A 20,889-nucleotide genomic window follows, 5' to 3' on the forward strand; every position below is an offset into this window, starting at 1 on the left:
CGTGCTATTGCAACTCGATTTGATAAACTAGCACGCAATTATAAATCTATGATCCGTATAGCCTGCATATTTATTTGGTGCAAAGCCAAATGAGGACACGCCCTAGTAATAGTCCAATATTATTTTTGTACCTGTTGAGGATAGTTCAAGAAATACACATCATAGTTACGGTAGTGCAATACTTGAGCATGAGGATTGCTATTTTTATAAGAGTTGGTACGAGCCAAGATCACGACCGGTTGTCCTGATTGTACTTTCTGAGCAAGATTTTTTTCAGACCAGAGATACTGTTTACGTTCAGGTTCAAACAGAAGACCATCTTTAATTTGAAATGCAGAACTGTCGAGACCAACATGTTCCCAGTCATCCACCAGATATACAGGTTTTTGTAAATTCATCAAGAATGGCACATCGTAAAAATAATAGTTGTAAAATGCGATGGTCGCATCAGGCGTTATATATTTCTGGAATGAAACTTGGGTGGCGTTGTTTTTTTGATCCAGAATTTTCACACCAAAACTGATGCTCATACATAGCACGACAACTGCAGCCAACACCAGTTTGAAATGAGAAATAAGCTGCTTTTGATAAGCAAGCATGAATAAAATAATGGAAATGATAACCGAGCCGCCGAGCCAGTACAGTTGTTCCATATTCACATTATTCAGGAACGATTTATCCTGTGCCCATACCGGTAATGTTGCAAAAGCAATACCAATAATTAGGACAAAAAATGTAGGTGACCATATCTGAAATTTATTAGCACGCTGATTTGCTAGTACACTATCAACCATAGTGGCAATTAAGATCGCTAAAGGAGCAGTTGCTGGCAAAATGTAACCTACCAGTTTTGATGGTGGAATAGAGAAAAATACCGTGACAGAGATAAACCACCATACCACCAAGATAAAAATTGGCTGACTAAGTTGCTGGGTTAAAGCTTGTTTAGAAAACTTGAACTGTGAAACAAATAACCAAGGCAAAAAGCTGAACATCAAGCAAAGCAGATAAAATGGCCATGGTTGCTGGTTGTTAAACTGATCGGAACTGAAGCGGCTAAATTGCTGGTCAATAAAGAAGTATTGCAGGAATGCCGGATACTTGAGATGAGCCAGATAAATCCATGGCATGGCAATCGTCAGGAAAATCAGTAAACCAATTGGATGTAACAGGGATGGGATTTTTTTCCATTGCTTGGTAAATAGTACCCAAGGCAAAATCACCATACCTGGAATGAGCACACCAATTAAACCTTTGGTTAAAAAGCCTAGGGCACAGGCAACATAACCAATAAACAGAATGTACTTTTTGCCGGAAAGGGTATAGTCAGCAAAACAGAATACGGTAATTGTCATCCAGCAGGCAACCAGCAAGTCATGGTTGACGTACTGACTGCTACCAAAAAACAGCAGGCTGGTGGCCAGAATAATAACAATGATTCCTTAATTCATAGGTGGTGTGAAAATTATGTGATTTTAATCAAAAAGATACAAATTATTATGGTTGTAATTCAGGCAGCTTGCGCCTAGTATCTGGGTAGAAGTTACTCCATGTAAGCTTCCTTAGTTTTGTCCCATACACCCCTCTGTATGGGATTTTTTTTAATCAGGGGATCGTATGAGCATGCATTCAAAAGCGTATATTTTTAGACAGCAGCAATTACTGGTGGATGACCATTTTCAGTTGCCGCAGGTAGAAAGACTGCAGCACGACCTGAACCTGTCGGAAAATGGCGAGATCATTGCCCGTGATCTGAAAGAAGATGAACCGGTGCCGGAAGGTTATCAGCTGGTGCCGATCAGACAATTGGTGCAAGTCTGGAGCAGACTACAGTTTGAACAGGCCAGCCGTGCGGTACAGTTACTGGAATGGCGCCGTAATCACCGCTTTTGCAGTAAATGTGGTCACGCCACCGAGCAGCATGCCACCCAGTATGCCATGGTCTGTCCATCCTGTGGCTATAACCAATATCCGCGGGTGAATCCCTGTGTCATTACTATCATTACCCGAGGTACAGATGAAATTCTGCTGGCAAAAAATGCCCGCAACAAAACCCAGATGTACAGCCTGATTGCCGGATTTGTCGAAGTTGGAGAAACCTTGGAAGAGGCAGTACGCCGTGAAACGCTGGAAGAAGTGGGGCTGCAAATCAAAAATATTCAATATCTAGCCAGTCAGCCGTGGCCGTTTCCCAGCAATCTGATGATGGCCTTCAAGGCAGAATATCACGCAGGGGAAATTCAGATTCAAGAAAATGAACTCAGCGATGCGCAATTTTTCAAATTTGATCAGTTCCCTGAGATTCCGTTCAAGGGCAGTATCGCCTATGCCATGATTCAGCATGTGATGCATGGAACGCCTGTTGCAGATGACAGCAAAGAATGGCTTTGAAATTTTGAACAAATTTAGTGGCGCATTCTCGCTCTTTTAAGGGCGAGTTAAGCCACTAGAAATTTAAAATTATTATATCAATCATAAAATATATAAAATGTTAATATATAGATATTATTTAGATTTTTGGCTTTTTTTTAGCTAAAATAGTATTGGATTCAAGTATCTAAATAGTAAATTTACTGATAATTTCAGGTGTTAAATTTGAAGCATATCTAACTCAGAAACAGAAGTTAATTCTGAGCCAGTGGATGGGGTATGCGAGATTAACCACATATGGAAACTCGTTGCTTTAGCTGCGAGTAGTTCATTGACTTAAATAATCTTGAAAATTTTTCCGCTAGAAGTACTTTGGAAAAACATTTCAAAGCTGGGGCGAATATCTTCACCATCCACAGTAATATATTTGACATGGGAACAAGACTGGCTAGCACTAAAATGGCGCTCAACCGTGGCCTGAATAGAATATTTGATACCGAATTGGTCTTTTACATTTAGATTTTGTTTAAACATTAGTTTACCTTTAATAAGATTATGGCAGAGCGGCTATTCAATTAATTAAGCAATATATTATTTTTTAAATAACTTTTTGATTTAGCTTAAATAATTGATTTAAAGACGTATAAAATGTACGACCATCTAAATTTAAATCTACCTCAATTCCCGATTCCAGCAAAACTCTTTTACCCACTTCAATTTCTTTAAAACCTTGACGTGTATTCTGCATTTTATTTAAAGGAATTAAAGAAACGATAATTTCAGTACCATTTTTAGATTTTGCAATTAATTCATTAACTTTTAACAATTTGTATCCTATTTTTATGATTTTTTTTCCAATATGGAAAAACAACTTTTTCTTTAAAATTAAAAAAGCACTGAGTAGTGCTTTTTCAACTCGTATTAGTGCTTATATGGCAACAATATTGACTGCATTCGGGCCTTTTTGACCCTGAGCAATACTAAATTCAACTTGTTGGCCTTCAAATAAGGTTTTAAAACCTGAGTTGGCAATTTCGCTGAAGTGCGCAAAAACATCTGGACCTGATTCTGGTTGAATAAAACCAAAACCTTTAGTTTCATTGAACCACTTAACGGTACCTTTAACAACATTTGAGTTTGACATAATAAATCCTACTGATTTTTTAATAATTTTTAGTCATTTTAGTGACTGAATATAACTTTGAAAATAATAAATAATGAAACTTAAAATCTGAAAAAAACGAAGAATTATGAATAAAACGACGATACTTAAGAGAGATTTAATGAAACAAGACTTTTTTCTAGTTGAGTTAACTATACCCTAAAAACAGGAATAATCAAGTTTTTTTATATGTATATTTAATTATCTTATTAAAAATCTAGTTATCTGACTGATTTATATATTTTATTGTAATTATAACCAAACAAAGTTAATCTAATTGGCCGATAAATTTGACCAGTAAATGAATGCGATTATATAGTTCTGTAATAATAATATTGATGTTTTTAATTTCAGGAATGATGATTTTTTTACATATGCACAAAGCTTAAGCTTATATCAGCCTTCAAATTTGACTCTATATTAATAATTACGAGATGTCAGAAAAAATCCCCCGAACCAAGGGTAGGACTAAATTCTACTCATTTTTGGTTCATAGTAGCCCACTGATTTTCCATTCAAATATTTCAAAACAAAATATGTAAATTTGAATCTTGAAGCACTACCTTAATCTGCTATAATTTGTACATCAAACTGATGTACTTATTGGTAAAAAATATGGCTAACTTAGCAACAGAAAGAATCAATGTTCGGTCAACAGTAGATGCAAAAAATGTGATTGAACAAGCTGCGAATTTATTGGGTCTCAGTGTGAGTTCCTTTATGATCCAATCCTCATTTGAACGAGCAAAAGAATTACTTAAATCTAATCATGAGTTAAAAGTGAATAATGCTGATCGTGATATGTTAATGAACATGCTTGAAAACCCACGCCCTGCAAATGATGAGATGAAAAATTTAATGAGTTTATTGGATGAAGATTGAGGTTTTACAAGCCCATCATCAAAAAAAATCATTTAATTGTGGGCAAGATGATTTAAATAAGTTCATAAAACAATACGCATCCCAACATCAGAAATCAGGAACAAGTAAAACGTATGTAGCGATTGATGACGATGATACACAGGTGAAAGGATTTTATTGTCTATCAAGTGCCTCTATAGGATTCGATGTAGTTGATGCTGTTCTCACTAAACGATTACCTCGTTATCCACTCCCTTGTGTGGTTGTAGGTCGCTTTGCCGTTGATCAACCAATTCAGGGGCGAGGAATTGGAAAAGTGCTTTTAGCACATGCTCTTAAACAAGTTTCAAAAGTTGCTCAAATTATTGGTGTTAATTTTGTTGTCATACATGCCAAAGATCAAAAAGCGATGGAGTTTTATCAGCGTTTCGGCTTTATTTCATTAACATCAAATCCATTAACATTAATATATCCAGTGAGTGAAATACCTAATTTTAATTAAAGTAGTAGTCTACTAGCAACAGGAGTGACTAGTAGATTAGGAACAAGAATAAGAGATTCAAGTTAATTTTAGATGGTCTAAAACATCCACAAGATCAAATTCTTATTTTTATAATTTTTCAATAATCGCTTAATATTTAATCCTTAAACGAAAGACAACCCCTTGTTGACTATTATGTACATTTGCTTCCCCATTATGTAACATCATGATGGATTTAACTATTGATAGCCCTAAACCACCAGTTTTTGCTTTGGAATGTCGACTACTATCAATTTGATAGAAACGCTCAAATAAATGATTCAAATGCTGTTTATCAATAAAAATATTTTTAGTTAACACTTCAATATCGACATAGTCTGCTGTAGATTTTGTTGTAATTACAATGTCTTGGTTTTCGAATCCATAATCAATGGCATTGATTAGAAGATTAGATAGCGCTCTTTTTAATAAATCTTCATTACCATATATTTGAATTCCTTGTTCTAACTCCAAAACAAATTTCATTTGTCTATCTTCAGCTAAGAATTCAAAATAATGCACCAATTCTAAAATAAGGTTGGATAAATCAATATTTTCTTTATCAATAATATAATCGCTGTGTTCAGAACGAGCGATGAACAACATATTGTTTATCATCTTACTGAGTCGTTCATATTCCTCAAGATGAGAATATAAAAGCTGCTCCAGTTCTTGGGGTGATCGAGATTGCATGAGCATAATTTGTGTTTGACCCATTAAATTATTTAAGGGGGTTCTTAGTTCATGGGCAATATCTTCGGAAAACCGGGCCAATTGATCATAATTAATTTGAATTTTTTCTAACATCGCATTCATTGCTGAACGGAGTTGCTCAACTTCAACGGTAGTACTTTTAGTTTCGATTCGCTGATGTGGGTGAGTGCCCTGAATTTTATGTGTTTGCTCAATCAAATTATTTAAAGATTTGAGTAAGTACAGACCCACCCAACGTCCGAGCAGGCTTGCCATGACAATGCCCAATAAACTATAAAGAATCAATTTCCGTAAATATTGATCTAGAGTAGATTGAGCTTCATCAAGTTGTGTGCCAGCAATCAGTTGGTAATGTTGATTATTAAAAATAACAGTTTTATAAGCCAAACGGGTTGTGGCAAATTTAGATTGATTATCCAGAAAGGTAATGGTTTTTGATTCCGCCATAGTGGGAATAGCAACTTTCAGTGGATTAATCTCAATTAAGGCGTGTTGTTGGTTTCTTAAGATTAAAAGATTATCTTCTTTCCCCAGCATGTTTTCATACAGACGAGGGTGTTGAACTAAAATCTGAAAACTTTCTTGATCCTGTAAAAAAATTTCGATGCGTTCAACACGTGCAGTTAAATTCTGATCCCGTTGTTTGGCTAATAGGTGTTGCATGTTGTGATAAGAAAGTAAACCAATAGCAAAAAATACAGTGCAACAAACAATACTGAAGGAAATACTTAAACGTGTTGTTAAGCTGAGCTGCATTAGCTGATTTTTCATTTATTTACGCTTAAACGATATCCCATACCGCGAACAGTATGAATTAATTTTGGCTGAAAATGGTCATCAATTTTGGCACGCAAGCGGCGAATAGCGACATCTACCACATTGGTGTCCGTATCAAAATTAATATTCCATACCTCAGATGCAATTTGCGATCGGGTTAACAACTCACCTTGATGTTGCATTAATAAGTTTAAGAGTGAAAATTCTTTAGCGCTTAAGTCGATTTTCTGTTGGTTCCGATCAACAGTACGTTCAAGCCGATATAAAATTAAATCTTCAACCTGATAATATTCAGACTCTGTTTTTACACTGCGTCGTAACAGACTTTTGACCCGTGCCAATAGCTCAATATAAGAAAAAGGCTTAATTAAATAGTCATCTGCACCTAGTTCTAAACCTTTAACTCGATCCAGAACATGATCTTTCGCAGTCAGCATAAGTACCGGAATTTTAGAAAAAGTCCTTAGGGTCTTTAATACTTGCCAACCATCAATTTCAGGTAACATGACATCCAAAATTACTAAATCAAAGTTTTTTTCTTCAAACAACCTGAGTGCTGTTAATCCATCATGAGCAATACTGGCTAAATAGCCGGATTCATTTAAACCTTTTGCTAGAAATTCAGCAATTTTGGTTTCATCTTCAATAATAAGTATCTGCATCTAAATAATATTATATGGATTTGTCTATCCCTACATTACAAATTCGTAATCTGATTGTCATGCAATAGTGAGTTTATTTTATATAAGCTAATTTATCTCTTCATTTAGCTTAATAGAAATGATGAAAAAACTTCTATTTATTCCAGTACTTCTATTTAGTTCAATCACATATTCAGCTCCTAAAACCAGCTATGTCATGGATCTAAACCTCGCCAATCAACTGGCAACCAATGTCATGCAAGCATGTAGCACTACTGCTAAACCTGCGGCTGTAGTGGTCTTAGATCAGGGTGGCAATGTCCTGGCAAGTCAACGGCATGAAACTGTGGGTATACATAATTTAATCGCAGCGCAAAGGAAAGCTTTTACCGCATATTCAAGCAAGGTGACTACCTTACAATTTATGCGTAATGCCCAGAAGAATGTTGATTCACAGAATTTAACCAGCTTACCTGAATTATTACTTTTAGGTGGAGGAGTGCCCATCGTTTATAAAAGTCAGTTATTAGGTGCAGTTGGTGTAGCCGGTGCAGGTGGGTCAATTCAAGATGATCAATGCGCACAACTGGGTATAGAAATCACACTCAAACAAATTTAAATCAATTTAATTCAGGATAAATTCATATGAACAAGTTATTTTTATTCGCTGGAAGTTTATTTATTTCAAGTTGGGTAATGGCGCAAAATCCTTTAAGTGTGCATGTACTTAACTTGGAAAGTGGATTGCCTTCACCTGATGTAAAGGTTACTTTGGAAGAACAGAAAAATGGAAAATGGATACAGATTTCAGAAGCTAAAACCAATGAGCAAGGCCGCGTAACGGCATTATTTCCAGAAAATAAAACTTTAGATAATGCAATATACAAAGTCACGTTTAAAACAGGAGACTGGTTTAAGAAAAATAATCAAAATTCTTTCTTCCCTGAAGTTCCGGTGATTTTCCAAACAGATGGTTCAGTAAAACACTACCATATTCCATTACTGCTTAGCCCTTATGGATATTCAACCTATCGAGGTAACTAAGCTGAGAAAAATAAAAGCTCTAACTTGTATGAGATTAGAGCTTAGTATCACTTAATATAATGGTGCTTATAGGTAATAGCCCTCATTTGAGGGCTATTACCTTATTACAAAATTTTCACAATGGATTGTGATCAAATATGGTAGTGAAAATACTCATATATTCAAAATTAAATTTATAAAAATGGAGTGCATTCTCATGATTAAAATAAAAAATCATGTTCTGAATATGACGTTAGGTTGCATCTGCTTAGGTTCTACATCTGCAATTGCCTCTCCACTAATATCATCTCACGATACAGCTCACTTACCGACTGTGGCAAGTACAAACCCCGGCACTTTGTTATCCATACAAGCACAAAATACCGATCTATTTTCAAATGCATCACAACGCTTCTTAATTACCTATCGAAGTCGCGGCATACAATCAGAACCCATTGTAGCTTCTGGATTTATTTTACTACCCAAAGGAAAAGCGCCAAAAGAAGGTTGGCCTATTTTAGCATGGGCGCATGGTACAACAGGTGTTGCCGATACTTGTGCTCCCTCGAGTGATTATGTGGATGGACCTGTTCATATTTATCAACAAATAGCGGCAAAAGCTTTGAATGCCTGGCTTGCTCGTGGATATGCAGTAGTCGCACCAGACTATCAGGGTTTAGGTACACCCAGTGGACATCCCTATATAAATGCTCAAAGTCAATTGCATACTGTAGTGTATGCTGTAAGGGCAACTCACTATTTAAAGCCTTATAAATTTAATAAAAATTGGTATGTCATGGGGCATAGCCAAGGAGGTGCTGCATCTCTTGCTGTTGCGGCATATGGACAAAAGACGCACCTGAACTTAATTTACGTGGGGCAATTGCCCTTGCTCCAGGCGGTTATCAATATGAAGGAATTGCGGAATATGTGGCAACTCACTCTCAAATCGACACCAGTGTTGCAGCATTTTTTCCAATCGTTCTTCTCGGGGCGGAAGCTGCAGATCCTAATCTTGCTCCAGCGAATTTAGTTAGCCCAGAAATGGGGGAAATTCTTAATCTGGCACGCGGTCGCTGTTTATCAGAATTACAATCTGATCTGAAGCAAGCCCCTAAAACTGTCTTTAAACCGAATGTAAATCTAGCCCCTTTGACCAATTATTTAAAGAAGCAGTCTATTGAGAATATGATACCCACTGTGCCAGTTATGGTTGTTCAGGGTGAGAAAGATCAGTTAGTGGATTCACGCGGTACTTATGCCTACTATCAACAAATCTGCCAGGTAGGAAAACCTATTGCGTTTTATCCTTTGAAAGAAGGCGACCATCGTGACTCCTTAAGACAAAGTGAATTCCTGATTGGAAATTTTATTAATTCAGTTGAAGAAAGGAAATCTGTAAATACCTGCAGCGTAAAATAGTATGGTAGATCCAAGAGTTTGAACTCAAAAAACTCTTATACAGAATTAAAATTTAGCATTTCAATTTTAAATATAAAAAATTGAAGTAAATCAATATGATGATAAATAGTTTTTTATTACTAAATGATAAAACTTCTCTTGTAACAGAGGATGCTGCGGACGTTTATGATCAAACCACAGAAATATCCAAGAAAATGCCAGTCAATTTCTTAACTGACTGGCATTACATCTTATAATTTATAATGAATTTTTCAGCGATTAGATCACTACTTTATCAATTCATGTAAATACACTAATTAGTGGGATTGATTTAATTCATTATCTGTTGCAGAGATAATAGATGCAAAAATTGGAACACCCACAATAATGGGGAATGAAAGGATCCATACGTCAATTGTTACTTGACTTGAAAATAAAAACTGGTTGACAAGAGCAGCCAAAATTAATAATGAAACTAAAATACTAGTGAATCGGATTACAAATTTGATAGGCATTTGCCTGCTCCTAGGTGAGTCTAGCTGTTGTTGTAAAGTATATACCTTATCTGACTGTCCTTAAATCCATAAATAGCTGTCCAGTTCATTTTACGTGGACAGTATCGTGATGTTGAGCAGATAAAAAAGTGGGGCTCAGCGAATGCTTACAGTTTTACGCTCCATTTGATAGAGTTATTGTACGGACAATAAGATTAATCCAGCTTAAATTATTCAATCACTAATACTGAATTTCACCATTTTGTCTTCACGCTTTGTTCACACCCACCTAGGTTATCTTAAGCCTAGAATACAACAAGGCTAAAAAATGAAGATGCTATTTAAATCTGTTTTTGCAGCGACAGCACTTGCCATCATGAGCTTAAGTACAACGACTCGAGCAGAAACTGTTGCACCTCAGGCAGTCGATCAGGTAGATATCGAGCAGTATGCAGGCAAGTGGTATGAAATTGCGCATTTACCGATGTATTTTCAGCGTAAATGTGTCTCGAATATCTCTGCACAATATAGCGTTAATACCGATCAAACCATGCGTGTTTTGAATAGTTGCCGGATTGCCAATGGTGAGATGATCAGCTCTGAAGGTATTGCCTATCCGCAAAATAAGGGCAACAGCAAACTGAAGGTCAGCTTTTTGCCTCAAGCTTTAAGATGGATGCCATTTAGCAAAGGTCATTACTGGGTATTACGAGTAGACCCAGAATATAAAGTGGCACTGGTAGGTGGGCCAAGTAACAAATACCTGTGGATCTTGTCGCGTGAACCGCAACTGGATGAAGCCACTTATCAATCCTATCTGGAAACTGCAAAACATTATGGTTATGACGTGACAAAACTGATCAAATTGCCGCATTAATCTGTTACCCTTTTGCCGAACTGACCACGCTCTCTACACAGTTCGGCTTTTTTTTATTTACTTCACATAAAATTCATATCTGACTGATTACACTCATCAAATAGAATAAAGACAATCGCTTGAAAGTAGGATGAGTCCATGTTGAAAAGTCTGATGCGATGGATAGACAGCTGGTCTACACCCACACAGCCCAAAACACTGACAACTGAAAACAGTAAGATTCAGTGGCTGAGGATTTTACCCTTTATTCTATTACATCTGGCCTGTCTCGCCGTGTTCTGGGTGGGAGTGTCTTGGTTTGCGCTGGGATTTATGCTGCTGTTCTACCTGATCCGCATGTTTTCCATCACCGCTTTTTTCCATCGCTATCTGTCACACAAAACTTTTCAGACCTCGCGTCCGGTGCAGTTCCTGTTTGTGCTGATTGGCACCATGAGTGCACAGCGTGGTCCGCTATGGTGGGCGGCGCATCACCGTTATCACCACCGCTATACCGATACCTTGCAAGATCCGCATTCCTCGACGCATGGTTTTTGGTACAGCCACGTCGGCTGGTTTTTAAATGAATATAATTTTGCCACGCGTAAAGAAGTCATTAAGGACTGGCTGAAATATCCGGAACTGATCTGGCTGGACCGTTTCAGTTTAATTGTGGTGCTGCTGACCGCAGGCGGAATTTATGCACTAGGGGAATGGCTGGCCATCACCTGGCCGCAACTCGATACGTCCGGCCTGCAATTGCTGGTCTGGGGCTTTGTCATCTCTACCGTGTTACTGATCCATGCCACCTTGTGTATCAATTCACTGGCGCATCATTATGGCAGCCGGGATTTTGACACTGAAGATCACAGCCGCAACAATTTATTTCTGTCCATTATTACCTTGGGCGAAGGCTGGCATAACAACCATCATTATTATGCTGGCAGTACCCGGCAAGGTTTTTACTGGTGGCAAATTGATGTGACCTATTACCTATTGAAACTCATGTCCTGGTTCGGGCTGGTCTGGGGACTCAAGCCAATTCCAGCACGGGTCTATGAAGCCAGTAAAATTAGCCAAGCTCGAAAACAGAAAAAAGCCGCTTCGGCAGGCACTCACACGATTCAATCAAAGGAATCACCATGAAAATTGCGATTATTGGTTCAGGTATTTCCGGTTTGTATGCCGCCTGGAAACTCAGCAAAGTGCATGAGGTCACGCTGTTTGAAAAGAATAATTACTTTGGCGGCCATACCGATACTCATCAACTGAATATAGACGGCGAACAGATTGCAGTGGACAGTGGCTTTATTGTGTTTAACGAGCATAACTATCCGCTGTTTTGCGCGATGCTAAAAGAACTCGGGATTCAATCGCAAAGCAGTGACATGGGCTTTTCCGTGAATAATCAGGTCAGCGGCTTACAGTACAATCCTTCAAAAAAATTCTCCCTGCTTTTCCGCCCACAAAATTTTCTGAATGCAGATTTTCGCGCGATGTTGTCGGATCTGTTCCGTTTCTATGCGGCCAATAAAGATATGGATGTGGAACAGGTTAATGCACAACTCAGTATTGATGAGTATCTGAATCAGCATGGCTATTCCCAAGCCTTCCGTCAGGAGCATCTCTACCCGATGTGCGGGGCACTGTGGTCCTGTCCGGTGGAGCAAGCCGGACAGATTCCCTATAAGTTTGTGGTGAGCTTTTTCCAGCATCATCGCATGTTGCAGCTAAAAGACCGGCCGTTATGGCTCACGGTCAAGGGTGGATCGGCTCGCTACGTTCGTGCGATTCAGTCCCAGGCCAATATTAGCTTCCGCAAAACGGGTGTTCTGCATGTATCCCGTAGTGCCAATGATGTGCTGGTTGAAACTCAACAAGGCAGCGAACGTTTTGACTGGGTCGTATTTGCCAGCCATGCTGACGACAGCCTGAAGTTACTGAAAGACCCGTCCGCGCAGGAGCTGGACGTACTGAGCAAGTTCCGCTATCAGGATAACCGCATGGTGGTGCATTCCGATACCCGCATCATGCCCAAATCCCGTCGCCAATGGGCCAGCTGGCATGTGCATGTGACCCCGAGTCAGGCCACCGAACAGACCCCATTCCAGCACAGTGGTATGCACTATGGTTTCAGTTACTGGATGAACCAGCTGCAAAACCTGCAATGCAAAACCCAGGTCTTTGCCACCCTGAATCCTAATTTTGCCCTGGATCCTAAAAAAGTCTGGGTAGAACGGCATTACCGTCATCCGGTGTTTGATGCCCCGGCGATTGAAGCACAACAACGCTGGGCCGAGGTCAATACTCAGAACCGCACCTCCTACTGTGGCGCTTACTGGGGCTGGGGCTTTCATGAGGATGGGGCACGTAGCGCTTCATGGGTAGTCGATCAGCTATTGCAGCAGACCGAGCAGGCAGCTAGGAGCGCATGATGCAGATGTATCCACTGGCGATCGCCGCTGCCGAAATCCGGCATCGCCGTTACCTGCCCAAAGCCCATGCTTTTGAGAGCCAACTGACCTATCTCTGGTTTGATCCGGATCAACTCTCAAGCTTTACCCAAAAATCCTGGCTCTGGTCTTCCAGACACTGGAATTTCCTGACCCTGGATGAGCGGGATTTTCTGACCATGGAATGTGGTTCGATTCGGCAGAAGGTCGCACGCCTGCTGATCAAGCGGGAAAACTACCTATTACCGCATGCCGCGTCTATCCGGGTTCTGGCCTTGCCACGCACACTCGGCTTTCGCTTTAATTCTGTGGTGTTTTATCTGGTCTTTGATGCCACCGACCAATTGCTCTTTGTACTGAGTGAAATTACCAATACACCGTGGAATGAACGTCAGGTCTATATCCATGACTGCCGGCACAATGCAACTGAATATGCGCCGTACCAGAGTCACCAGTTTGATTTTAAAAAGGCCTTTCATGTATCACCGTTCATGCCGATGGTACTGGATTACCGCTGGCGCTTCAGCTTCTCTGATCAGCAGAACGTGATTCATATGCAGCTGTTTCAGCAGGGCGTGCTGCAATTTGATGCCACCCTGAAATTTTCTCTGCAGGCCATCACGGTTCCTTCACAGCAGTATCGCTATGCTGTGTTGAAAGTTCTTGAACCCTTCAGGATGGTCAGCGGAATTTATCTGCATGCCTTCCGTTTATGGAAAAAGAAAATTCCGTTTTACCGACATCCTAAAAAAGAAAAAGGAAACACATTGCGATGAAAACACTGTTAATGGGAGAGCAAAGCACACTGCCAGTGATATTGCGTCATTTGCTGAAATTGCGGCATGGTCAGCTGATTTTTAAAGGCGTCTGGAACGGGACAGTCGGCGAAAACAGTGATCTGCAGGCCGTGATTCAGGTGCATGATACCCGTCTGATGGAACTGTTGTTCCGTAATGGTGTGCTTGGTGCGGCAGAAGGTTTTATCCGCGGTTACTGGAGCAGTGAAGATCTGGTGGATGTGATCCGCATTTTGGCACGTAACCGCGATGTACTGGACCGGATGAATCAGAATGCAGTGGCCAAGGCCAGCCAGTTGCTGTTAAAGGCTTGGTACAAATCGCGCAAGAATTCGATTGATGGCAGCCGCAAAAATATTGCCGAGCATTACGACCTGAGCAATGACTTTTTCAAGCTGTTCCTGGATAGCAGCATGATGTATTCCAGTGCGGTATTTAAAGAGCCGGGTATGAGTCTGGAACAGGCTTCGGATTATAAAAAAGAGCTGATCTGCCAGAAACTCAAGCTGAAACCGATGGATCATTTAGTCGAAATTGGCAGTGGCTGGGGCGGTTTTGCCATTTATGCCGCGCAGCAGTATGGCTGTAAAGTCACCACCATCACCATTTCCAAGGCACAGTATGATGAAGCCGTGGCCCGGGTCGCTGCAGCCGGACTATCACATCGCGTCACTGTCCAGCTGAAAGATTACCGTCTACTGGAAGGCAAATACGACAAGCTGGTGTCGATTGAAATGATCGAGGCAGTAGGTGAGCAGTATTTGCCGACCTATTTCCGTAAATGCCGTGAATTGCTAAAACCGAACGGTTTGGCCCTGATTCAGGCCATTACCATTGAAGATGCACGCTATGCCAAAGCCCTGAATACCGTGGACTATATCAAGCGCTATATTTTCCCGGGCAGTTTTATTCCCTGTATTAGTGTCATGACCCAAGCCGCTTCCGAACAAAAACTGCGTCTCAAGCATCTGGAAGATATCGGTCAGAGCTATGCCCAAACCCTAAACTGCTGGCGTCAGCGTTTTCTGGAGCAGCGTGATCAGGTGCTGCAACTCGGCTTTGATGAGCGCTTTATCCGCATGTGGGATTTTTATCTGTGTTATTGCGAAGGTGGCTTCCGCGAAGGCGTGATCAGTGATGTGCATCTGCTGTTCGAAGCCAGTGCTTATTAAGCCGAGATAAAACAGGAGGGCTGACATGCTGCTGAATTTACTGGTGCTGAATGTCTTTATCATGTTCTGTAGCTGGCTGCTGGTGATCTATAACCAGCGTGCCGGACTGGTCGATGTGGCCTGGAGCTTTGGTATTGCACTCAACGTCATTATCTCGGCCTGGGTCATGGAAACTGCACCGCTGCTGGTTCGGGTTTTTCTGGGCGTGTTTAGCGGCATCTGGTTTTTACGCCTGACCTGGCATCTACTGCGCCGTTATGCCAATGAAACTGCAGAAGATACCCGTTATGCCAATATGCGCCGGGCCATGGGCGATTATCAGCATCTCGGTTTTCTGGCCTTTTTTATGTTTCAGGCCGGTCTGGTGGTGCTGTTTTCCTATCCGATGCTTGAGCTACTGAGCATTCCAATCCAGCAGTGGAATGACTGGACACAGGCTACGGTATTTGTGGCAGGCATGATCATGCTGCTGGCCCTGATGGGGGAAAGCACGGCCGACCAGCAACTCTACCGTTTCAAACTGAATCCACAAAACCAAGGCAAAACCCTGGACCAAGGCTTATGGAGATATTCACGCCATCCAAACTATTTCTTTGAATGGCTGCACTGGTTTGCCTATCCAATCCTCGGTCTGGCGGCAGGTGTTTATGAATTATGGCTGTATCCACTGTTGATGTGGCTGTTTCTGTACTACATCACCGGTATTCCCTTTAGTGAACAACAGGCGCTGACACATCGCGGCGACAACTATAAAGACTATCAACGACGAACTTCAATGTTTATTCCGTGGCCACCCAAAGAGTAGGTAAATACATGGACTTTATGATTCAACAATCTTTAAAACTGATCGAAAGTGGCAAACTGCCCGATCCGGTGATTCGGACCGGCATTCGTACTTTAAGCAAAAAACGCCTGGCACAGGAAGGACGCTTCGACCCGGCACTGGCGGCACAGCGCTATATGGATGTGCTGCATATGCTAAAAAACAGCGAGATTGCCATCGAGACCGACAAAGCCAATGAGCAGCACTATGAACTGCCCACCGCATTTTTCCAGGCAGTACTGGGCAAACGTCTGAAATACAGCGCCAGCCTGTTTGAACACGCACATACCACACTGGATCAGGCGGAAGAAGCGGCACTGGCCAGCTATTGCCAGCGTGCACAGTTGCAGGATGGACAGGATATTCTGGAAATAGGCTGTGGCTGGGGTTCTTTCAGTTTGTACATGGCGGAACATTATCCCAAGGCTCGCATTACTGTGGTGTCGAACTCCTCGACCCAGCGCCAGTACATTCAAGAACAGGCCAATCTGAAAAAACTGGATAACCTGACCGTGATTACCTGCGACGTCAATGTACTGCAACTGGAAGCCGCTTCTTTCGACCGTGTGGTTTCGGTGGAAATGTTTGAACATGTACGTAATTACCAAAAACTGTTTGAAAATATTAGCACCTGGCTGAAAGCAGATGGCTTGCTGTGGTGCCATATTTTCTGTCACCGTTTCCTGCATTATCCGTTTGAAGTGAAAAATGAATTTGACTGGATGTCAAAATATTTCTTTAGTGGCGGTCTGATGCCTGCAGCCTCAACCTTCCTGCATTTCCAGCAGCATTTGCAGCTGGAACAGCACTGGCAATGGGCAGGCACCCAATATGAACGCACCGCAAATGCCTGGCTGGAGAATATGGACCAAAAGCAGGTCGAGCTACAGCCCCTGTTTGAACAGACCTATGGTGCAGATGCTGCAATCTGGTGGCAGCGCTGGCGAATTTTCTTTATGGCCTGTGCCGAACTGTTTGGTTATGACCATGGACGTGAATGGGTGATCGGCCACTTTCTGTTTAAGAAAAAAGTCATATAATTGAACGATGAATCGGATGGGCCAGCGGGGAATAGACCAATGTTAAGGCTGTTTAGGGACAAACGCGATCATCCTTTGGGTGAGGTGTTTAACCGCTACTACTGGCTGCAAATCGGATTCATTGCCCTGTCTGTGGTGATCGGGATTGCCTGTAGTGCCTGGGTAATCAAGGGTTCCTTGCTCAGAACTGCGCTGGAACAGGAAATGTCACACTACTGGCAGCGGCTGGAACGTAATCCAGCTGCTGAACTGCCCGACACCAAAAACCTGTATGGTTACCGCTGGAACGATGTGCCGCCGGTCCAATTTCGCCACATGCAGCTTGAGCAAGGGGTGAACCGGCATTTTGTCGATGGCAAAGAGCGCATGACCGTTTATGGTGAAAAAGACGGACAGCATGTGCTGCTGGTGTTTGGTGAAAGCAACGTCAACAAGCTGGTCTGGCTGTTTGGCCTGGCACCGCTGATGGTCAGCCTGTTTGTGCTGTATAGCGTGCTGTGGTGGTGGAATCGCCGTGCGCGGCGCTATTTTTCCCCGATTACCCGCCTGGCCAATGCGCTGGAGCATATTGACTGGGAACACCAGAAAAATCAGGCTTCGCCGTTTCAGGACATCCGTACCGACTCCAATCTGGAAGCGGAATATCTCAAGCAGGCATTAGAAAAATATCATCAGGTGTTAAGCGAGTTTATTCAGCGTGAACGCGAGTTTACCGGTGATGTCAGCCATGAGCTGCGCACGCCACTGACCATTTTAAAGGGCAATGTGCAGCTGTGTCAGGCACGCTATGGCGACAACAAGTCCTTTACCCGCCTGCACAATACCATTGAAGACATGCAACTGCTGGTCGATACTTTGCTGGCTATCGCCCGCAATACCACCAATACTTTAAGTGCAGAACCGAGCATGCTGTCCCAGTTACTGGACAATCTGGTGCAGGATCTGGACAGCGTTAGCCATAACAAAGGCATGCAGATTGACCTGCAAAAAGACCTCGATGAGCAGCCGCGTAAACTTTATCCATCGATGACCAAAATGGTGTTTGGCAATATTCTGCGTAATGCGCTGAACTATTCGCAAGGCACAGAAATTGATGTGATTCTGCAAAAAAATAAAGTACTGATTGCCGATAATGGGGTCGGGATTCCTTTGCCGAATAATGCCAAAGTCCAGGAGCTGTCTGGACAGCAGCTGCAACTGGAAATCAAAGGACATGGCATTGGCCTGCAACTGGTACAGAAGCTGTGCAAGCAGTTGGGCTGGCGGGTGGAGCTGTTTGACCGGCAGTATTATCTTAGCACCCATCAGGATGTTGATCTGGCGATGACTACCGGACTGATTGTGGTGGTGTATTTAAACGAGGTTTCCGCTTGAAAAGCTTAAGCGTCTAAAGCGATTTTTAAACCGACACCAGATATAGTATGAATCAGCTTCTGCTCAAAAGGCTTGTCGACCATCTTACGCAGATTATAAATATGACTGCGTAAAGCATCACTTTCCGGTTCTTCATCGCCCCAGAGTTCCATCATGATTTCCTGTTTGGTCAGCACTTTAGGTGAATGGCGCATCAGCAGTTTAAGCAGTTTAAACTGAATTGGAGGCAGTTCAATGGTCTGACCAGCCCGGGTCAGTTGCTGTCTGGCCGGATCCAGGATCAGATCGTGAATTTGCAGACGGCTACTAGAGACTTCTCCCAGCGAACGCTTGATCAGGGCTTTGACCCGCACCACCAACTCGTTAAAGTCAAACGGCTTGACCAGGTAATCATCCGTGCCGGAATTGAAGCCTTTGAGCTTATCATCTAAGGTATCACGAGCAGTGAGCATCAGCACTGGCAAGTCCAGACCTTCTTCATGACGCAGCCATTCACACAGTTCATAACCGGAACCATCCGGCAGGTTAATGTCTAGAAGCAAGATATGATAGCGCTGCTGCTTGAGTAACTGACGCGCAGCATTCAAATTGCGGGCATGATCTACCACAAAACCATGTTCTTCCAGAAACTCGCATAAGGTAGAGGCCAGTTCGTAATGATCTTCGACCATGAGGATAAAATGTTTGGACATAGTCACGGATACTAATTTAATAATTGCTGTTTTAATTTAGCACTAAATGGCTGTGGACCAAGCCATTTATTAAAATATTGCTGGGCCAGCGGATGCTGCAGCTGCCCTAAATTTTTCCGGTTGAGGGATAAACTCAGGGTTTGCGTGGCATGGCTGTATTTCAAGCGGTACAGATCACCTGATCTGACCGGACGATACAAATCGCTGATCGGATTGAAAATAGCCTGGATGTTGGGGTCTTTGACATTACGCTTGAGCAGATGTATGGCTGCACGCTTAAATGCCCATTCGGGAATATTCTGGGTATAGGAAAAGTCCATCTGGATCGTCTGCTCTTTCCAGGACTGGCTACAGTTTTGGGCAAAATAACTGGCCATACCGACCTGTTTTTGGCCCACCATCAGCGGGCCATTGCCACATTGATTCAAGCTTTGCGCCTGCACCCATGGACTGAAACTACATCCCATCAGTAACGCCGTGCTGATGGCTATTTTTTGAAAGGCAGTAGCCATGAATAGGCTCCTCCGACATAAGGTAGGGAACGGTACAGGCCATTGGCAGGGTCCCAGAAATCCTGCTGGAAAATAATCTTGTTGTCCCGGTTGATCTTGATTTCACTGATGCCAAAAGAGTCCATACTGCGGGTCGTGCCGAACATTTTAAAATCATAGGCCATATGCCAGTGCACATAGGCAGAGTCCTGATGATAAGAAGTATTTAACAGCTTGACACTGACCTTACTGACCCGTTTGTTCATGCCCTGAAAATGCTGGACTAGATTTTGCCGGGATGAAAACTGCGACAAGGTATCGTTAATAAACAGCGGATCAGCATACAGCGAGCCAGCTCGTTCTACAAAAGCCGGTGTGCCCAAAGTATTAAATGCTGAGGTAAAGCGGGTGCCAATATCCAGCGCTTTGGCCTCATCCAGGGCTACCCCCTGAACAGCGCTTCTGGATTTTGCATAATCATTCGAATAACTGGGAATACTTTGACATCCAGCCAAGGCTAGTAGAGGTAAGGACAAGGCCGCTGCCATTATTTTCTTAACATGTTTCATTATCACTGCCCGTCTTAAATTCATGTATTTACTCTAGATAAAGAGTCGTGAACAGAATGTGAAGAGCAAAGCTGTCCCTAGTGTTAGGATCGGGCGATTCTAACCTTTTCTTTTAAGAAAGACGGGCTTAAAAATCATTCATCATACCGCATGATGAAAGAGAGCCCAAAATGGCACTGTATGTCCTGCTATGGGCGGGCTAAGTCCATTTATTCAGCTCGGATTTATACTTTTTCACATCGCTCTTATCTTAAATTCAACTTAATAAAAGACCACAAATCAAGTAAAATAAAAGTTAGATCAATAGTTTATCTGGATGCTTGCCGAGATGAAGTTTTAAATGCTGTAAATGACCTGTTGTTCAACCTATTCAATACGCTTATTTGAGATACTCTTTTCTATGGATCAATTACATCACACTAAAAACTCTCAAAATGCAGCACTGATCGAGATCGATGAGGGCATTCGGCTACATATCACTTGGGCGCAAAAAGTATTTCAATATCTCGTTTTAAAAACACCTGCCGAGCCACAATTTTCCGCGAAAGAGAGTCATTTATCTTCATCGAGCGTAAGACCCCCACCGACAGTCAGGTGGGGGATATAAGCGAGTGGCGATAGCCATAAAAAATCAAATATCGCCTTTATTACAGTGCTTT

Annotated in this window: 24 protein-coding genes and 1 pseudogene; 15 read left to right on the plus strand and 10 right to left on the minus strand. The window is 42.0% G+C overall.

Going from position 1 to position 20,889, the window contains the following annotated elements; all coding sequences use genetic code 11:
• Positions 1-119: 119 nt before the first annotated feature.
• On the minus strand, positions 120-1,439 hold the full coding sequence (locus tag ACE01T_RS13980) for a glycosyltransferase family 39 protein (RefSeq protein ID WP_395519500.1): 1,320 nt from the start codon (positions 1,437-1,439) through the stop codon (positions 120-122).
• A gap of 178 nt (positions 1,440-1,617) precedes the next feature.
• Between ACE01T_RS13980 and nudC the strand changes: the two genes are divergently transcribed.
• A complete protein-coding gene (nudC, locus tag ACE01T_RS13985; protein WP_180044183.1) occupies positions 1,618-2,391 on the plus strand; it encodes an NAD(+) diphosphatase in 774 nt (257 codons plus the stop codon).
• 188 nt (positions 2,392-2,579) lie between these two features.
• Positions 2,580-2,687, plus strand: coding sequence for a helix-turn-helix domain-containing protein (locus tag ACE01T_RS13990; RefSeq protein WP_373423532.1), 108 nt, complete (start codon positions 2,580-2,582; stop codon positions 2,685-2,687).
• A gap of 19 nt (positions 2,688-2,706) precedes the next feature.
• Here the strand turns inward: ACE01T_RS13990 and ACE01T_RS13995 are convergent, their stop codons facing one another.
• The 3 genes from ACE01T_RS13995 to ACE01T_RS14005 all read right to left on the minus strand — a co-directional run bounded on the left by ACE01T_RS13995 (position 2,707) and on the right by ACE01T_RS14005 (position 3,514).
• Positions 2,707-2,904, minus strand: coding sequence for a hypothetical protein (locus tag ACE01T_RS13995; RefSeq protein ID WP_019837892.1), 198 nt, complete (start codon positions 2,902-2,904; stop codon positions 2,707-2,709).
• A gap of 64 nt (positions 2,905-2,968) precedes the next feature.
• Positions 2,969-3,196, minus strand: a complete 228-nt coding sequence (locus ACE01T_RS14000) for a hypothetical protein (RefSeq protein WP_004761266.1) — start codon at positions 3,194-3,196, stop codon at positions 2,969-2,971.
• Positions 3,197-3,298: 102 nt separating this feature from the next.
• Positions 3,299-3,514: a cold-shock protein gene (locus ACE01T_RS14005; RefSeq protein WP_019837890.1), complete on the minus strand. Its 216-nt coding sequence runs from the start codon at positions 3,512-3,514 to the stop codon at positions 3,299-3,301.
• 633 nt (positions 3,515-4,147) lie between these two features.
• Here ACE01T_RS14005 and ACE01T_RS14010 point away from each other — a divergent pair.
• Together ACE01T_RS14010 and ACE01T_RS14015 are read left to right on the plus strand one after the other, a co-directional pair.
• Positions 4,148-4,414, plus strand: coding sequence for a type II toxin-antitoxin system TacA family antitoxin (locus ACE01T_RS14010; RefSeq protein WP_166171925.1), 267 nt, complete (start codon positions 4,148-4,150; stop codon positions 4,412-4,414).
• A complete protein-coding gene (locus ACE01T_RS14015) occupies positions 4,404-4,895 on the plus strand; it encodes a GNAT family N-acetyltransferase (RefSeq protein ID WP_180044179.1) in 492 nt (163 codons plus the stop codon). Before ACE01T_RS14010 ends, ACE01T_RS14015 begins: the two co-directional genes overlap by 11 nt.
• Before the next feature lie 129 nt (positions 4,896-5,024).
• Here ACE01T_RS14015 and ACE01T_RS14020 read toward each other — a convergent pair whose 3' ends face one another.
• Both ACE01T_RS14020 and ACE01T_RS14025 read right to left on the minus strand, forming a co-directional pair.
• Positions 5,025-6,398 (minus strand): heavy metal sensor histidine kinase, encoded by a 1,374-nt coding sequence (locus ACE01T_RS14020; RefSeq protein ID WP_395519494.1) that lies wholly within the window; start codon positions 6,396-6,398, stop codon positions 5,025-5,027.
• Positions 6,395-7,066, minus strand: coding sequence for a heavy metal response regulator transcription factor (locus tag ACE01T_RS14025; RefSeq protein WP_395519495.1), 672 nt, complete (start codon positions 7,064-7,066; stop codon positions 6,395-6,397). The genes ACE01T_RS14020 and ACE01T_RS14025 overlap by 4 nt, the downstream gene beginning before the upstream one ends.
• Before the next feature lie 121 nt (positions 7,067-7,187).
• Here ACE01T_RS14025 and ACE01T_RS14030 point away from each other — a divergent pair, with 121 nt between their 5' ends.
• From ACE01T_RS14030 to ACE01T_RS14040, 3 genes and pseudogenes are all read left to right on the plus strand, one after another.
• On the plus strand, positions 7,188-7,664 hold the full coding sequence (locus ACE01T_RS14030; RefSeq protein WP_395519501.1) for a GlcG/HbpS family heme-binding protein: 477 nt from the start codon (positions 7,188-7,190) through the stop codon (positions 7,662-7,664).
• A gap of 26 nt (positions 7,665-7,690) precedes the next feature.
• Entirely contained in the window at positions 7,691-8,089 is a 399-nt protein-coding gene (gene uraH, locus ACE01T_RS14035; protein WP_180082265.1) for a hydroxyisourate hydrolase, read from the plus strand.
• A gap of 196 nt (positions 8,090-8,285) precedes the next feature.
• Positions 8,286-9,490, plus strand: a pseudogene (locus tag ACE01T_RS14040) (alpha/beta fold hydrolase).
• A 296-nt stretch (positions 9,491-9,786) separates the two neighbouring features.
• Here the strand turns inward: ACE01T_RS14040 and ACE01T_RS14045 are convergent.
• Positions 9,787-9,984: a hypothetical protein gene (locus ACE01T_RS14045; protein WP_180044177.1), complete on the minus strand. Its 198-nt coding sequence runs from the start codon at positions 9,982-9,984 to the stop codon at positions 9,787-9,789.
• Between the two features lie 307 nt (positions 9,985-10,291).
• On the opposite strand from ACE01T_RS14045, the gene ACE01T_RS14050 reads away from it, so the two are divergent.
• The 8 genes from ACE01T_RS14050 (at position 10,292) to ACE01T_RS14085 (ending at position 18,478) form a co-directional block, all read left to right on the plus strand.
• Entirely contained in the window at positions 10,292-10,840 is a 549-nt protein-coding gene (locus ACE01T_RS14050) for a lipocalin family protein (RefSeq protein ID WP_395519496.1), read from the plus strand.
• Between the two features lie 138 nt (positions 10,841-10,978).
• A complete protein-coding gene (locus tag ACE01T_RS14055) occupies positions 10,979-11,965 on the plus strand; it encodes an acyl-CoA desaturase (protein WP_395519497.1) in 987 nt (328 codons plus the stop codon).
• Positions 11,962-13,254: an NAD(P)/FAD-dependent oxidoreductase gene (locus tag ACE01T_RS14060; protein ID WP_395519498.1), complete on the plus strand. Its 1,293-nt coding sequence runs from the start codon at positions 11,962-11,964 to the stop codon at positions 13,252-13,254. The genes ACE01T_RS14055 and ACE01T_RS14060 overlap by 4 nt, the downstream gene beginning before the upstream one ends.
• Entirely contained in the window at positions 13,254-14,048 is a 795-nt protein-coding gene (locus ACE01T_RS14065; RefSeq protein ID WP_111885228.1) for a DUF1365 domain-containing protein, read from the plus strand. Before ACE01T_RS14060 ends, ACE01T_RS14065 begins: the two co-directional genes overlap by 1 nt.
• Entirely contained in the window at positions 14,045-15,241 is a 1,197-nt protein-coding gene (locus ACE01T_RS14070; protein WP_086197547.1) for an SAM-dependent methyltransferase, read from the plus strand. The genes ACE01T_RS14065 and ACE01T_RS14070 overlap by 4 nt, the downstream gene beginning before the upstream one ends.
• A gap of 25 nt (positions 15,242-15,266) precedes the next feature.
• Entirely contained in the window at positions 15,267-16,046 is a 780-nt protein-coding gene (locus ACE01T_RS14075) for a DUF1295 domain-containing protein (protein WP_086197546.1), read from the plus strand.
• A gap of 8 nt (positions 16,047-16,054) precedes the next feature.
• On the plus strand, positions 16,055-17,104 hold the full coding sequence (locus ACE01T_RS14080) for an SAM-dependent methyltransferase (protein ID WP_086197545.1): 1,050 nt from the start codon (positions 16,055-16,057) through the stop codon (positions 17,102-17,104).
• 39 nt (positions 17,105-17,143) lie between these two features.
• Positions 17,144-18,478, plus strand: coding sequence for a sensor histidine kinase (locus ACE01T_RS14085; RefSeq protein ID WP_086197544.1), 1,335 nt, complete (start codon positions 17,144-17,146; stop codon positions 18,476-18,478).
• Between the two features lie 5 nt (positions 18,479-18,483).
• Here the strand turns inward: ACE01T_RS14085 and ACE01T_RS14090 are convergent, their stop codons facing one another.
• From ACE01T_RS14090 to ACE01T_RS14100, 3 genes are read right to left on the minus strand one after another with little or no spacing between them, the layout of a single operon-like run.
• Positions 18,484-19,170 carry a response regulator transcription factor gene (locus tag ACE01T_RS14090; protein ID WP_086197543.1) on the minus strand — a complete coding sequence of 229 codons (687 nt, stop codon included), beginning with the start codon at positions 19,168-19,170 and terminating at the stop codon, positions 18,484-18,486.
• 11 nt (positions 19,171-19,181) lie between these two features.
• Positions 19,182-19,682: a chalcone isomerase family protein gene (locus ACE01T_RS14095; protein WP_395519499.1), complete on the minus strand. Its 501-nt coding sequence runs from the start codon at positions 19,680-19,682 to the stop codon at positions 19,182-19,184.
• Positions 19,658-20,230 carry a nuclear transport factor 2-like protein gene (locus tag ACE01T_RS14100; protein WP_171263254.1) on the minus strand — a complete coding sequence of 191 codons (573 nt, stop codon included), beginning with the start codon at positions 20,228-20,230 and terminating at the stop codon, positions 19,658-19,660. Before ACE01T_RS14100 ends, ACE01T_RS14095 begins: the two co-directional genes overlap by 25 nt.
• Between the last annotated feature and the right edge of the window lie 659 nt (positions 20,231-20,889).

The sequence above is a fragment of the Acinetobacter uliginosus genome (assembly GCF_044130295.1).
Classification (GTDB): Bacteria; Pseudomonadota; Gammaproteobacteria; order Pseudomonadales; family Moraxellaceae; genus Acinetobacter.